Consider the following 13,897-nt stretch of genomic DNA (forward strand, 5'->3'; position numbering starts at 1 on the left):
CTCCACGCCGGATTGCTTACCGCAATCCGGCTTTTTCTTCGTTGCTATCTGCCGCGCTCTCCGAAATAATGGTTTTTCCGGGAATCCATGCATGTCACGAGTAGTTCCGCTTCACATCAAGACTCTTCTTTTCACAACAATGCTGTGTATCGTCCTTTCAGCACGGCTTTTAGCCCAGTCCGGTAATAACGAAGTAACTCCCCAGGTGCAGGAGTTGTACGCGCAGGCGAAGGCGGCTCAACAACAGGGCGACGATGCGGCGGCTATTCAGAAGTACCGCGCCATGTTGAAGCTGGCTCCTCATCTGGCGGCCGCCTACAACAATCTGGGCAGGCTCTACGTGAATCAGCGCGACTACGCGCATGCCGTTGAAGTATTGGAGCAGGGGTTGAAGCTGAATCCTGACATGCCAACCGCCTCCGCGATGCTCGGCCTCAGCTATGCCCAAATCGGCGAAAATGAAAAGGCGGAGCCGCTTCTTGAGGCCGCGGTTCGTGCAAATCCCGCCGACGATAATGCCACGATGGTTCTTGTCCACACGCTGATCAATTTGAAAAAGTACGACGAAGCCGCGCCGTACCTGAAGAGTTTTCTGGAGCGCAATCCAAAGGATCAGCAGGCGTGGTATCTCCTCGGCAAGACATATCTCCAGTTGTCAGAAGATGCGCTGGGGCGTATCAATCAGATCGATCCGAATTCGCCAACAGCGCACATCGTTGCTGGTGAGATCGACGAGAGCATGCACAACTACGACGGCGCACTGGTGGAATACAAAAAGGCAATCGATGTTGATCCGCACCAGGCGGGTTCGCATGCGCACATGGGAAATACATTCTGGATGACAGGGAAGTGGGATTCTGCGGAAACCGAGTTCAAAGCGGAACTTGCGATCGATCCAAATAACTGTACGGCTCGCTGGAAGCTTGCCAACTCCATGCTGGAGGCGAACGCCTCACCGCAGGACGCGCTTACCGAACTCAATAAGGCGATCGATGGCTGCCCGACGCTCATGCAGGCACGCGTGGATCGTGCCCGGGCGCTGGTGAAGCTGGGTAAAAGCGATGACGCTCTGCCCGATCTGCTCATGGCCGTGAAGGCAAATCCGGATGAGCCGTCGATTCATTTTCTGCTGTCCACGGTTTATAAGTCACAGGGCAAGACCGCTGACGCACAGCAGGAAATGCATACCTATGCCCGGTTACAACGCCAGGCCAGCGAAGCTGTGGCAAGTCAGGCAAGCGATGCCATCAATATCAAAAGCACGTCTCATTAAAGTCGCGCTTTGGCCGGTATGTGGGGCAATGTTTCTGCCCATGGGGCTAGCTCTATCGAGCATAACCGTGCCGGAGCACGAAGACGCACAGGAACAGATGTCGTCTCAGCAGAGTGGTATGAGTACCGGCGGTACGCATTCGCCGGTGCATGATGAGGAACATCGTCCGATTACCGCTGGTGGATTTGTGAACGATGGGCCGGTGGTCTTCAAAGATGTAACCGTACAGTCTGGATTATCCGGATGGCGCTATGCCAGCGGGAATTCCGCAAAAGCATATATCGTCGAATCGCTCGGCAGCGGCGTTGCACTACTCGATTACGACAATGATGGCTGGCTCGATATTTACCTTGTAAATGGCATGACTTACACCGCCATGAGCGGAAAAGAGCCGGCACCTCATTCTGCTCTCTTCCACAACAATCACGACGGAACCTTCACAAACGTTGCCGAAAAAGCCGGAGTGACAAACGATCGGTGGGGAGTGGGCGTGGCAGTCGGCGATTACGACAATGATGGCTGGCCCGATCTTTATGTGACAAACATGGGCAGAAATCGCCTCTACCACAATAACCACGACGGCACATTTACTGATGTGGCAGAGAAGGCCGGCGTGGAGTTGGGAACATGGTCTACAGGAGCGAGCTTCGGCGACTACGATGGAGATGGAAAACTCGACCTCTTCGTTCCCGGCTACACCAAATTTGATTTCAACGATCTGCCCGCAGCGGATTCCAAATCAGTGGTTTCCAATACTTGTCGGTTTCGCGGCGTCAGTGTCTTCTGTGGACCGCGCGGACTGAAGGGGGAGCATGACCATCTCTTCCATAACAACGGAGACGGGACGTTCACCGATGTAAGCGTGAAAGCTGGTGTTACCGATGTGCCGGGATATTACGGCCTGGTTTCACTCTTCGTCGATCTGAATGGCGATGGCAAGCCCGATCTCCTCGTAGCCAATGATTCAACGCCGAATTATCTGTACCGAAACAAGGGCGATGGGACTTTCGAGGATCTGAGCTTTGAATCCGGTTACGCCGTCAACCACGATGGGCGCGAGACAGCAAGCATGGGCATTGCTGTAGGCGACTACCAGAACAACGGCCGCCTCGACATTCTCAATACGACGTTCTCTGACGATTACAAGGTCCTCTATCGCAACGACGGCGATCTCAGCTTCGCGGATGTCAGCTATGAAGCCGGTATTGCTGCTCCGACTATTCCATTTCTCAGTTGGGGAGATGGTTTCATTGATTACGACAACGATGGCTGGAAAGACATATTTATCGCCAGCGGCCACGTATATCCCCAGGTCGATCAACACGATTGGGGAACCAGTTTTTCTGAGCGGCCTCTCTTGTTCAGAAATTTAGCGGGAAAGAAATTCGAAGTGATACCGCCAGTGAAAGAAACCGGACTGGCCAGGGTTATTTCTGCGCGCGGAGCAGCTTTCGGCGATCTCTGGAATGACGGAAAAATCAGCGTAGTGATGAATAATATCGATTCCCCGCCCACACTTTTGAAAAATGTGAACCCAGATCATCATCACTGGATCGCGTGTAAGCTCGTCGGTGCTGCGGCAAGCCCGCGAGACGCGACAGGGACGACGGTCTTTCTCAGCGTTGGAGGGATGAAGCAGCGAGGAGATGTATTGAGCGGCGGCAGCTTCGCCTCTTCGAATGATCCTCGCGTGCACTTCGGTCTCGGCGATGCGACAGCTATCGATGCGCTGGATGTTCACTGGCCGGACGGCGCCGTAGAAAAGATCACCGTACCCGCGGTAGATCGAATTTACACAATTGAGGAAGGCAAAGGCATCGTGGGTTTCTGTTGCAAAGCTTCCGAGTCCAAAGAAAGTAAACTGGAACGGAAGTGATACGAAAATTCTTCATATATTTGACGCTGTTGCTGGTTCCCTTATCAGGCAGTGTTTCGATCCGAGCGCAGCAATCCGCATCGCCCGTTCGCGTAGCGGATGCTGTATGCGCAAATTGTCACCGGGAGCTGTTTCAAAATTACCTCTCAACTCCTATGGCGAATGCCAGCGGCGCAGCGATGGATAAGTTTCAAGCTGGCGCCTTCACTCATAAGTCTTCCGGAGTGACCTACAAGGTCTTTGCCCGCGACAAGCAGGCGATGCTCAGTTTTCAAAGCGCGCGCGATCCACAGCTGAATACCGAACGGCAGCTCGATTATTTTCTTGGCTCCGGACATCTCGGCATTACTTACCTCTATTCAGTTCAGGGATATCTCTTCGAGTCGCCGGTCGCATATTATTCCGCATCGCAATCCTATGACATGAAGCCGGGTCTTGAGACTCTTACCGCACTGCCACCCGCGCTGCCCATGCAGTCGGCTTGCATGCGGTGCCATATGAGCGCTGTGCAGAAGAGTGATCCTGGCACGGTTCACCATTATCAAGGCCTGCCATTTCTGCATACGGGCATCACCTGCGAGGCGTGTCATGGAGATACCCGGCAACACGTCCTCACGGGTGGTAAGGCAGCTGTCGTTAATCCCGCAAAGCTGGATGTTCCGAGGCGCGATTCCGTATGTATCAGCTGCCATCTCGAGGGCGACATTTCCGTCGAGCGGCCGGGGCGTTCTGCCATTGATTACAAGCCGGGAGATTCGATCTCCGACTATCTCTCTTATTTTGTCTACGAAGGGAAAGACGCGACGAAGAGAGGCGTAAGTGAAATTGAGCAATTAAGCCTGAGCAAGTGCAAACGCATGAGCGGCGACAAAATGTCGTGCATGAGTTGTCATAATCCGCACTACACGCCCCGGCCGGAAGAGCGCGCATCGTTCTATCGCGCCAAGTGCCTCGCCTGCCACACGGACGCCGCATTTGCGGCAACCCATCATCCTGAAAATCCTGACTGCACCGCCTGTCATATGCCGCGCAGCGGGGCGGAGAATATTCCTCACGTGGCATGGACTGATCACCGCATCAGGAAAACGCCCGAGACCGCTCTTGCCATGCAGGACATAAATGATGGAGATACGCTGACGGCGATTTTTTCTCCTCAGGCTGGCAATCGAGATCTCGCGCTCGCCTATTACAACGCAGTGCTTGATGGAAATACCGCGCTGCAGGACAAGTCGTATCAGTTGCTGGAAAGTTTGAAATCTGAAATATCGAATGATAAAGACGCGCTTGCAGCACTCGGCGTTCTTAGCGAGAAACGCGGCGACTATAAAGAGGCTACGATGACATTTGAGCAGCTTCGAAAGCTCGATCCAGAGAATCTGATCGCGTTGCTGAACCTCGGTGTGTTGCGCGCAAAATCCGGCGATCTGCAAGGTGCAGCGGCGCTGTTGCAACCGGCTTTTGAACGCAATCAGGATATCGTCGGCCTGGCAAAAAATCTGGCCACAATACAGTGCTCGCTGGGTGACGCAACCGCAGCACAGAAGACTCTTCAGACGACATCGCAGTACAATCCCGGACTTCAGGATGTGCAGAGATTGCTTGTCGAGTTCTCTTCATGCCCCGCTAACAAGCCATAAAATAATCAGCAGGGGAGATATGGGCAGCACTGTAACGGATTGCACAGGTTTATGGCGTGGGATGCGTCTGCTTGCAGGCTGCGCTCTATGCCTCATCGCCAGTTTATCCGTCTGGGGACAGACCTCTGCCGTAGAGGCCGATCCATTTCCAGCTGTCCACCAACTTCTGGATGAGAAGAAATATAGCGAAGCTGAGCAACTGTTGCGCTCATATCTTGAAAACCATCTCTCCTCTGCGGACGCACATTTTTTGCTTGGTTACGCGCTCTTCCGCGAAAACCGTCCTAAAGACTCCCTGGCAGAATTCACGCAAGGCGCGAAGTTTAAGCGGCCGAGCCCGGCGGATCTGAAGATTGTTGCATCGGACTATATCCTGCTCGATGCATACACCGATGCAGATAAGTGGTTGACGATGGTCACAACCGAAACTCCTCTCGATGCGGAAGCCTGGTACATGCTTGGCCGAACGAAGTACAACGAGAATCGCTTCCAGGAGGCAGTGCAGGCCTTTCAAAAAGTGCTCTCTTTGAAGCCCCATGACATAAAAGCAGAGAATAATCTTGGCCTGTCTTATGAGGGACTTAACCGCTTGGACGAAGCTCAGACTGCCTACGAAACGGCCATCGCCTGGCAAAAGGATGCGATCATTCGCGACGAGCAGCCTTATCTGAATCTGGGCAGCTTACTTGCCGATCGGGATCAGCTTGAGCCTGCGCTCGCCAACCTGCAGCAGGCTGCCGCTCTTGCGCCGCACAATCCGAAAATACTGGAACAGCTTGGCCGAGTCTACGATCTGTTAAAAATGCCGGATAAGGCCGAAGCCAATCTCGTGCAGGCCATCGCGATCGCGCCGGATGTGCCCGGTCTCCATTTTCGTCTCGGCCAGATATACAAACAGCTTGGCAAACGCGATTTGGCACGTCAGGAGTTCGAAATCTGTCAGAAGCTGACCAGTACGCACTCTTCGAGCGAAACGCCGAACCCCTTCACTCGGAACTGAAACCCACAATCCTGTCATATGGCGGATGAGGTACCTCCAGCCACTTTTTCCGGTCGTTCTAATGGAAAACCTGATGGATATTTGATGAGATATTAGGCATTGCCATGATGAGACTGTGGAAGGCAGTTGTCAGCGGGTTCGCCATCGGATCATTGCTAGCAGTTTCCACGCAGGCTCAGAGCGATGGCCCGCCTGCACACACCCGCCCGAAAATCGGACTGGTACTGAATGGTGGTGGCGCGCTCGGCCTCGCCCACATCGGTGTCCTGCGCTGGCTGGAAGAACACCACATACCCGTAGACATGGTCGCAGGCACCAGCATGGGTGGCCTTGTCGGCGGCGTCTACGCGACGGGTAATTCTCCAGCTCAGGTTAGACAATTAGTAGAAGGCATCGATTGGGACCAGATGCTGAGTGACGGCACGCCCTATCGCGACCTCTCTTATCGGCGAAAAGAAGACGCCGCCAACTATCCGATGGCTTTGCAGTTCGGCATCAAGAAAGGACTGGTCTCGCAGGGCGGATATAAAGCCGGTCAACAGGTACAACTACTGCTGGATAAGATAGCGCTGCCTTATTCCAACGTACAAAACTTCAACGACCTGCCCATACCCTTTGCCTGCGTAGCAACCGACCTCGTTTCGGGCCTTCCGCATGTCTTTCATTCCGGTTCCCTCGGCATGGCTTTGCGTGCAACCATGTCGCTGCCCGGAGTTTTCGCTCCGGTTCGGACCAAGGATGCCATTTACGCGGACGGCGGCCTGGTGGACAATCTCCCGGTCGACGTAGCCAAAGAGATGGGAGCCGATGTAACGCTGGCCATCTATCTGGAAACTGCACCCATCAAGCCTACGGAACAAATGTCTGCGGTGGGTGTTCTCGGTCGCGGCATCAGCGTCATGATCGCGGCCAACGAGCTGAGAAGCATGCAACAGGCCGATGTGCTCGTGAGCATCCCTTTGCAGGACTTCACAACACTCGATTACAGCAAGTCTAATGATCTGATCCAGAAGGGGTATGACGCCGCTCAGAGCAAAGCAACGATTCTCGAAAAGCTTTCTGTAGACGATGCGACCTGGCAGCAATATCTGGCGCAACGGGCAAAGCGCATGCGCACGTTACCCATTCCGCAATTTGTGGAAGTAACCGGCATTTCGCCGCATGATACGGAACAGATAAAAAAGCAGCTTGCTCCGACCCTGCAAAAGCCAATCGACTCTGACGAGCTCGCGCGCCAGTTGACGACCTTCGCCAGCGATCAACGGGTTTCTAACCTGGACTATGGATTGACCACCAATCTCTCAGGCGTCCCCGGTCTCGTCGTCGCCGGACAGCCAGAAACCTTCGGACGCAACATTCTGCGTCCTCTCATCGTCGTGAACGGGTGGGATTACAAGAACGTGACGCTCAGTGTCGGCGCGCGCCTCACCACGCTCGATCTCGGAAGGTACGGCGCCGAGTGGCGCAACGATATTCTGCTGGGATCGGAATATCAACTCTTCTCGGAATATTTCAGGCCGCTGTCGTCATCGCGTAAATGGTTCGTCGCTCCGTCTTTCTTCGGTGACAACGCGCCACTGAATCTCTATTCCAGCGACGGACTGATCGCTGAATATCGCAATCGAATCGTCGGCGGCAGAGGCGACGCGGGCTATCTGTTTGGTCGCTCTGCCGAGTTGCGGGTGGGCTACGAGGCAGGCATTCAGCGACTTTATCCGAACGTGGGTGATCCCACCCTCTATCCCCGCGTCGATGGCAGGGTAGGCGACACCCATGTCCGTTTCAACTTTGACCACATCGACAATCCAATCACGCCCATGAGTGGTTTTCGTCTGCAGGCCAGGAGCGAATGGTGGGATGCGAAGCCTGATTCAGGTGAGGCATTCCCCCTGGCGGAGCTTTCCATGCTCGGCTTTAAGCCACTCACACCAAGGTCATCCGTATATCTGGGAGCCGCGGGCGGCAGCACTCTCTGGCAGAATCCAGGCGGTCTGCCGCCATTCTCTCTGGGCGGCTCCTTCCGCCTTCCCGCCTATAACACAAACGAGCTTCTCACCAACCAGTACTTCGTCTTTCAGGGTGGCTATGTGAGGAAACTCGGCGCGCTCTCTCCGTTGGTTGGAGGAAAAGTATTGTTCTTTGCTGGAGCGGATATCAGCAAGGCCTACTATGTAGAGAATGCATCGCATCTCCCATCTGATGGGTCCGCCGGCATCATCATCAACACGCTGCTTGGTCCCATCGTTCTTGGAGGAGCAATCGGAGACGCCGGCCACTACAAGTTCTACTTTGAAATAGGTCGCGCCTATTTCTGATTCGCAGACTACACACTTGCTGCAGTGAAGTGCAGGCTGTAGCTGCGCCCCTTTTCTAGCTGTGCAGAGACACTGTTGTCGGCTTGTTTCGTCAGGGGCACTTCGCCCGCTTTCGACCGGATCGCGGCGAGTGTCTGTCCCGTCGGTGCCCGAAATCCATAGTTGCCGGATGCATATGGCCGCACTGAACACTCCGTGACCTTATCCTGTTCCCATCGCAGATCGATTTCCGCACCGGGACGTACGCGCAATCCCTTCACGCTTCCCGTTGCCCATGCCGATGGAACCGCAGGCAGCAAGTCGATCGTGTCATGGCTCTGCACTACCATTTCTGCAATCGCCGCAGTTGTCCCGAAATTTCCATCGATCTGAAAGATTGGCGCCTTGGATGTGGGGTGCGTATCGAAGAAGTTGATGTTCGTACTATGCTGCATCAGCATGGAAAGCGATTCCCACGCTTTATCGCCATCGCCGAGGCGGGCCCAGAAACCAATCGCCCATGACCGGCTCCAGCCTGTATACGCTCCGCCATGCGCCAGTCGTCGCTCCAGCGATACGCGCATTGCCTTTGCCAGCTCAGGTGTGCCGCGCGGCGTGATCGCGTCGCCGGGATAGAGCGCATACATGTGTGACATGTGCCGCTGTCCGGGCTCACTCTCTTCAAAGTCGATACACCACTCCTGCAACTGCCCGTACCTGCCGACCTGGTAAGGAATCAACCGCTTACGCGCGGCATCGAGCTTCGCGGCAAAATCACTATCTACGCCCAGTTCCTTCGAGGCAGCAATACAGTTGGAAAACAATTCGCGCATCAACGCCATATCCATCGTGCAGCCTGCGCTTGTCATCGCAGGTTTGCCGTCTGGAGCCATAAAATCGTTCTCTGTAGAAAATGATGGGCAGGTCGTAAGCCGTCCATGTTTGTCTTCGATGAGCCACGCAAGGCAGAACTCCGCCGAGCCCTTCATCAGCGGATACGCGCGCTCGCGCAGGAATTCGCGGTCCTGCGTGAAGCGGTAATGCTCATAAAGATGACCGCAAAGCCACGAGCCGCTCATGCCCCAATTCGCCCATGTCGGAGCGCCAACTCCTTCACCAACCGGGTTGGAGGCGCGCCAAAGATCGATGTTGTGATGCGACACCCATCCCGGAAGCCCATAGTGCTCCTGCGCGGTGCGCGCTCCATTCTCGCTAAGGTCCTTCATCCAGCTGAACAGCGGCTCGGCACATTCGCTCAGGTTGCAGGTTTCTGCCGGCCAGTAGTTCATCTGGACGTTGATATTCGAAGTCCAGTTGCTGCTCCACGGCGGTGTCACTTCGTAATTCCAGATACCCTGGAGGTTTGCTGGCTGCGTACCCGGTCTTGAACTGCTGATCAGCAGATAGCGTCCATATTGAAAATACAGCGCAAGCAGTGACGGATCAGGAGATGCCGCGAACTGCTTCAATCTGCGATCCGTTGTAAGCGACAGATTCTGTTTTCCTAAATCAAGAGACACACGCTCAAAGAATTTTTGATGATCGGCGATATGACGCTGACGCAATTCATGAAACTGTCTGGACGTGGGTGCTCGCAATCCTTCCTGAGCTTTGGCGATGACATTATCGAGCGGCATGTCAGGCTTTGATCGATAACCCTGAAAACCTGTCGCGGCAGAGATGAGCAGCGTGATCGCGTTCGCCTGCGAGACGGCCAGTTTCATTCCCTCGGAGTGGACGCTGCCTCCTTCAGTTTGTGCGTGAAGGATAGCCGCGAAATACATGCCCTCGCCCGGCGTGTCTGAAAGAACAACCGGCTTCTCACCGCCCGGATGCCCTGCTCCGGCAACGTGTGCCGCTGCCTTACCGGTAAGCAGCAGCTGGTTTTTTGCCAGAGCCTTCACTTCCTTCTGCAATGGCCCATCCAGAGAAATGCTGCAATTCAGTTGCCCCGGTTTGCTCGCCGTTATCCGCAAAACAATTACCTGATCGGGAGCCGAAACAAACGCCTCGTGTTCATACTGCACATCGCCGATGCTATAGCGAGTTCGCGCAATCGCCGTATGCAGATCAAGCTCTCGGCGATAGCTGGTGGCGTCACCCGAGTGCGGGAAATCGATTCTCAGGTTGCCGAGAGGCTGGTAAGCTTCCGCAAACCTGCCCTGCATTTTTTGGCAGATCTGATCGGCGAGATGGTAATCCTGCTTCTCTAGCACGGCACTTCGCACGGCAGCCAGATGATTCTTCGCGTCAGGATTGTTGCCGTCTCGCGGCTGCCCTGACCATAGAGTGTCTTCGTTGAACTGCAGCATCTCCTGGAATAGCGCGCCGTCCTCTCCGCCGCCGAAGACCATCGCACCCAGCCGTCCGTTGCCGATCGGAAGTGCATCGACCCATTGCGCGGCAGGCTTGTCATACCACAGGACCAGGTCGCTGCCTTCGTCGGTGTGCTGTACCCCGTCACGATCGAGTGCCAGTGCAAAACGCTTGTTGAGAGAGAGCGCTCCGAGGGTCGCTGATGCAGAAGACAGAAAACGGCGGCGTGTAAACCTGCCCATATAGATGTATAGATCCTTTGAAAGTCTGGTCAGGAAACATTGTAGGGGAGAATGCGACAAACACTCACTCCCTTACGTCATGAATTGAGGGCGTCCACTGGCAAAATTGCCAAGTCCGGTTGACAGGCCATGATGGCGTGCTTTATCTATGCGCGCGGATCGAAAGATGAAACGCCGTACCGGATTGCGGTATAACGGACTGCAACGATCAAAATCAATATCAAGGAATGGTAATGCAGCCGATTGTTTTGAAAACTGAAGCGTGCCGATGGGACAGCGTGAGCTTAGGCGAAGTGATGCTCCGGCTTGATCCCGGCGAAGGACGAGTTCACACAGCCCGCCAATTTACCGCATGGGAAGGCGGCGGCGAGTACAACGTGGCACGCGGTCTACGCCGCTGTTTCGGACTCAAAACTGCCATCATCACTGCTCTGGCGGAGAATCCCGTTGGCCGGCTGGTGGAAGACTTCATCCTGCAAGGTGGCGTCGACACCTCACTGGTTCGCTGGGCGAAATACGACGGCGTGGGCCGCACCGTCCGCAATGGCCTGAATTTTACCGAGCGTGGATACGGCGTACGCGCAGCTGTTGGCTGTTCGGACCGTGGCCACACGGCCATTTCGCAGGTGGCAAAAGGTGATTTCAACTGGCAGGAAATTTTTGGCTCGCAAAATGGATCGAAATGGTTCCACACCGGAGGCATCTTCGCTGCGCTTTCTGAAACAACTCCCGGCGTTGCGGACGAAGCAATGGACGCTGCGAAAGCGGCAGGAACTATCATCTCCTACGATCTGAATTATCGCGACTCCCTCTGGAAAGCGATCGGCGGAAAAGCCAAGGCGCAGGAAGTAAACCGGGAACTGGTGCGCAAAGTTGATCTGCTACTCGGCAACGAAGAAGATTTCTCGGCAATGCTGGGAATCGCTCTTGAAGGCGTTACCGAAGACTTTGACGAGCTGCCGATCGCGAGCTACGAAAAAATGCTGCGCGACGTAGCTGCCGCCTATCCCAATCTGAAAATGGTCGCTACCACTTTGCGCACTGCGCACACTGCAAGCCGCAATGCCTGGGGTGCCATCGCCTTGTATCAGGATGAGATCGTGCACGTCCCGCAGCGCGATATCGACATCCTTGATCGCGTCGGTGGCGGCGATTCCTTCGCATCGGGATTGATTTATGGATTCCTTGCCGGCAAGCCCGTAGAGTGGGCCGTTCGCTGTGGAGTAGCCCACGGCGCTCTGGCCATGACGACCCCCGGCGACACCAGCATGGCTACCTACGCAGAAGTCGAACGCGTGATGAAAGGCGGCTCGGCGCGAATCGCGCGATAGAGCTAGGAGAAAAAAATGTCAGCAGAGATTAAAGCAGAAATCGAACGTGTAGGGTTGGTTCCCGTCCTGAGGGCGCAGTCGGAAGAAATAGGTCATGCCCTTGTGGAAGCCATGCTCGCCGGAGGTGTTACCGTTGTCGAAGTCACGATGACAGTGCCGGGAGCAGTTGACCTTCTCCGCGCCCTCAAGAAGCAGCATGGCAGCAAGCTCCTTCTTGGCTCGGGCACAGTAACCACCGCAGCCCAGGCAGCCGCGACCATCGAAGCCGGGGCGGAGTTTGTCGTCAGCCCAAGCTTTCATCCGGAAGTGATTGCCAAAACAAAAGAACTCGGCAAAGTCTCTATTCCCGGCGCGCTCACGCCAACAGAGGTGATCACCGCGTGGAATGCGGGTGCCGACTATGTCAAGATTTTCCCCTGTTCAGCCATGGGCGGTGCAAGCTATCTGAAATCCCTGCTGGCTCCATTTCCTCACTTGCAGCTCATCCCCACCGGCGGGGTTACACAGCAGACAGCTGCAGACTTCCTGAAGGCGGGCGCACGCGCGCTGGGCGTGGGTGCCGACCTCGTCAACACCCAGGCTATTGCTGACGGCAAGCCGGAAACCATCACCGCAGCAGCTCGTGCTTATCTGGAAATCATTCAGCAGGCGCGGAAGTAGCAATCGGTCGGCGTACCGGATATCGGTACGCCGAACCCCAAAATGCCCGGCCAGCGCCGTTGTCTGATTGACAACCGTTTCCTTCATAAAAAACAATCCAGACGATAGAGTGCGCTACACGGAACGACGTACCGCTTACCAAGACAAACAAAATCCATGGGAATCCTTGACCGTTTTCGTTTAGAGGGAAAAACTGCTTTGGTTACGGGGGCTGCCGGCGGATTGGGCGGGGCAATTGCCATCGCGCTCGCAGAAGCGGGGGCCGCCGTGGCATGTCACGGAAACCGCAGACCCGCCGATGCAACGGCAGAGAAAATTCGTGCCGCTGGAGGTAAGGCCGTAAGCCTGTCCGCAGACCTGAGTCTGTCTGATGGCGCGGGTAAACTATTCAGCGCCGCTCAATCCGCAATGGGCTCTCCCGACATCCTCGTGAACAACGCCGGAATGATCCATCGCGACGCAGCAGAGAGCTTCGATTTAGAGGCATGGAACACGGTGCTGCAGGTGAACCTGACAAGCGTATTCCGTCTCTCGCAACTTGCAGGCACAGAGATGTTGAAGCGGCGAAACGGAAAAATCATCAACATCGCGTCGTTGCTTTCTTTTCAAGGCGGCATTCGCGTGCCTGCTTACGCAGCTTCGAAAGGAGCCGTCGCGCAACTCACTAAAGCACTCGCCAACGAGTGGGCAGGTCGCAACGTGCAGGTCAATGCAATCGCACCCGGCTACTTTCGAACCGAAAACACGTCGGCGCTGCAGAACGATGAAACCCGCAATCGCCAGATTCTGGAGCGTATTCCAGCACAGCGCTGGGGGGAGCCAGAAGATTTGGCTGGCGCGGCTGTTTTCCTCTCCTCTGCCGCAAGCGACTACATAAATGGCGAAGTGCTGGTGGTTGACGGCGGCTGGATGGCCCGCTGAGGAGCCCAATGGAAGAAATTAAAATATCGCATCAGAAGGCTGTCGCCACCACTGATCCTGAGGCCGGCCTCAAGCGCCAGGTGCTGGCTTACAACCCAAACCTGATGCTGGTGCGGCATGTCATGCAGGGCGGCTGGCAGGGAACTCGCCACAGCCACCCGCACGATCAACTGGTGTACGTCATCCGCGGCCGCCTGCGTTTCACAGGTGGCTCATCAACATTCGAAATCGCTGCCGGTGACAGCTTTGTAGTTCCGGGCAACATGGAACATCAGGCATCCGCGCTTGAAGATTCCGAAGTTCTTGACGTTTTCAATCCATACCGCGAGGACTATGCGTAGGCTAAA

At 55.3% G+C, this 13,897-nt stretch carries 10 protein-coding genes; 9 read left to right on the forward strand and 1 reads right to left on the reverse strand.

All coding sequences use genetic code 11. From position 1 onward, the window contains the following. The first annotated feature begins 91 nt into the window (after window positions 1-91). From GSQ86_RS11385 to GSQ86_RS11405, 5 genes are all read left to right on the forward strand, one after another. Complete coding sequence (locus GSQ86_RS11385) at window positions 92-1,273, forward strand: tetratricopeptide repeat protein (protein ID WP_158750051.1); 1,182 nt, start codon at window positions 92-94, stop codon at window positions 1,271-1,273. Window positions 1,274-1,301: 28 nt separating this feature from the next. Beyond that, complete coding sequence (locus GSQ86_RS11390; RefSeq protein ID WP_158750052.1) at window positions 1,302-3,149, forward strand: CRTAC1 family protein; 1,848 nt, start codon at window positions 1,302-1,304, stop codon at window positions 3,147-3,149. A gap of 155 nt (window positions 3,150-3,304) precedes the next feature. Beyond that, window positions 3,305-4,786 carry a tetratricopeptide repeat protein gene (locus GSQ86_RS11395; RefSeq protein ID WP_158750053.1) on the forward strand — a complete coding sequence of 494 codons (1,482 nt, stop codon included), beginning with the start codon at window positions 3,305-3,307 and terminating at the stop codon, window positions 4,784-4,786. A gap of 19 nt (window positions 4,787-4,805) precedes the next feature. Next, window positions 4,806-5,786 carry a tetratricopeptide repeat protein gene (locus GSQ86_RS11400; RefSeq protein WP_158750054.1) on the forward strand — a complete coding sequence of 327 codons (981 nt, stop codon included), beginning with the start codon at window positions 4,806-4,808 and terminating at the stop codon, window positions 5,784-5,786. A gap of 104 nt (window positions 5,787-5,890) precedes the next feature. Beyond that, window positions 5,891-8,101: a patatin-like phospholipase family protein gene (locus GSQ86_RS11405; RefSeq protein WP_158750055.1), complete on the forward strand. Its 2,211-nt coding sequence runs from the start codon at window positions 5,891-5,893 to the stop codon at window positions 8,099-8,101. An 8-nt stretch (window positions 8,102-8,109) separates the two neighbouring features. On the opposite strand, the gene GSQ86_RS11410 is transcribed toward GSQ86_RS11405, so the two are convergent. Then, window positions 8,110-10,638, reverse strand: a complete 2,529-nt coding sequence (locus GSQ86_RS11410; protein ID WP_158750056.1) for a glycoside hydrolase N-terminal domain-containing protein — start codon at window positions 10,636-10,638, stop codon at window positions 8,110-8,112. 233 nt (window positions 10,639-10,871) lie between these two features. Between GSQ86_RS11410 and GSQ86_RS11415 the strand changes: the two genes are divergently transcribed. The 4 genes from GSQ86_RS11415 to GSQ86_RS11430 all read left to right on the forward strand — a co-directional run bounded on the left by GSQ86_RS11415 (window position 10,872) and on the right by GSQ86_RS11430 (window position 13,891). After that, window positions 10,872-11,969 carry a sugar kinase gene (locus GSQ86_RS11415; protein WP_158750057.1) on the forward strand — a complete coding sequence of 366 codons (1,098 nt, stop codon included), beginning with the start codon at window positions 10,872-10,874 and terminating at the stop codon, window positions 11,967-11,969. A gap of 15 nt (window positions 11,970-11,984) precedes the next feature. Further along, the gene (locus GSQ86_RS11420; RefSeq protein WP_158750058.1) at window positions 11,985-12,629 is read left to right on the forward strand and encodes a bifunctional 4-hydroxy-2-oxoglutarate aldolase/2-dehydro-3-deoxy-phosphogluconate aldolase; all 645 of its coding nucleotides are present in this window, start codon (window positions 11,985-11,987) and stop codon (window positions 12,627-12,629) included. A 156-nt stretch (window positions 12,630-12,785) separates the two neighbouring features. Next, complete coding sequence (locus tag GSQ86_RS11425) at window positions 12,786-13,550, forward strand: glucose 1-dehydrogenase (RefSeq protein ID WP_158750059.1); 765 nt, start codon at window positions 12,786-12,788, stop codon at window positions 13,548-13,550. Window positions 13,551-13,558: 8 nt separating this feature from the next. Continuing rightward, window positions 13,559-13,891 carry a cupin domain-containing protein gene (locus GSQ86_RS11430; RefSeq protein ID WP_158750060.1) on the forward strand — a complete coding sequence of 111 codons (333 nt, stop codon included), beginning with the start codon at window positions 13,559-13,561 and terminating at the stop codon, window positions 13,889-13,891. Window positions 13,892-13,897: the final 6 nt, after the last annotated feature.

Origin of the sequence: Acidobacterium sp. S8, assembly GCF_009765985.1 — a bacterium.
In the GTDB taxonomy this organism is placed as follows: domain Bacteria; phylum Acidobacteriota; class Terriglobia; order Terriglobales; family Acidobacteriaceae; genus Alloacidobacterium.

Excerpts from the sequence above, each read along its gene's own strand:
- GSQ86_RS11385 (WP_158750051.1), top strand. The coding sequence starts at position 92 with ATGTCACGAGTAGTTCCGCTTCACATCAAGACTCTTCTTTTCACAACA.
- GSQ86_RS11390 (WP_158750052.1), top strand. The coding sequence starts at position 1,302 with ATGTTTCTGCCCATGGGGCTAGCTCTATCGAGCATAACCGTGCCGGAG.
- GSQ86_RS11395 (WP_158750053.1), top strand. The coding sequence starts at position 3,305 with ATGGCGAATGCCAGCGGCGCAGCGATGGATAAGTTTCAAGCTGGCGCC.
- GSQ86_RS11400 (WP_158750054.1), top strand. The coding sequence starts at position 4,806 with ATGGGCAGCACTGTAACGGATTGCACAGGTTTATGGCGTGGGATGCGT.
- GSQ86_RS11405 (WP_158750055.1), top strand. The coding sequence starts at position 5,891 with ATGATGAGACTGTGGAAGGCAGTTGTCAGCGGGTTCGCCATCGGATCA.
- GSQ86_RS11410 (WP_158750056.1), bottom strand. The coding sequence starts at position 10,638 with ATGGGCAGGTTTACACGCCGCCGTTTTCTGTCTTCTGCATCAGCGACC.
- GSQ86_RS11415 (WP_158750057.1), top strand. The coding sequence starts at position 10,872 with ATGCAGCCGATTGTTTTGAAAACTGAAGCGTGCCGATGGGACAGCGTG.
- GSQ86_RS11420 (WP_158750058.1), top strand. The coding sequence starts at position 11,985 with ATGTCAGCAGAGATTAAAGCAGAAATCGAACGTGTAGGGTTGGTTCCC.
- GSQ86_RS11425 (WP_158750059.1), top strand. The coding sequence starts at position 12,786 with ATGGGAATCCTTGACCGTTTTCGTTTAGAGGGAAAAACTGCTTTGGTT.
- GSQ86_RS11430 (WP_158750060.1), top strand. The coding sequence starts at position 13,559 with ATGGAAGAAATTAAAATATCGCATCAGAAGGCTGTCGCCACCACTGAT.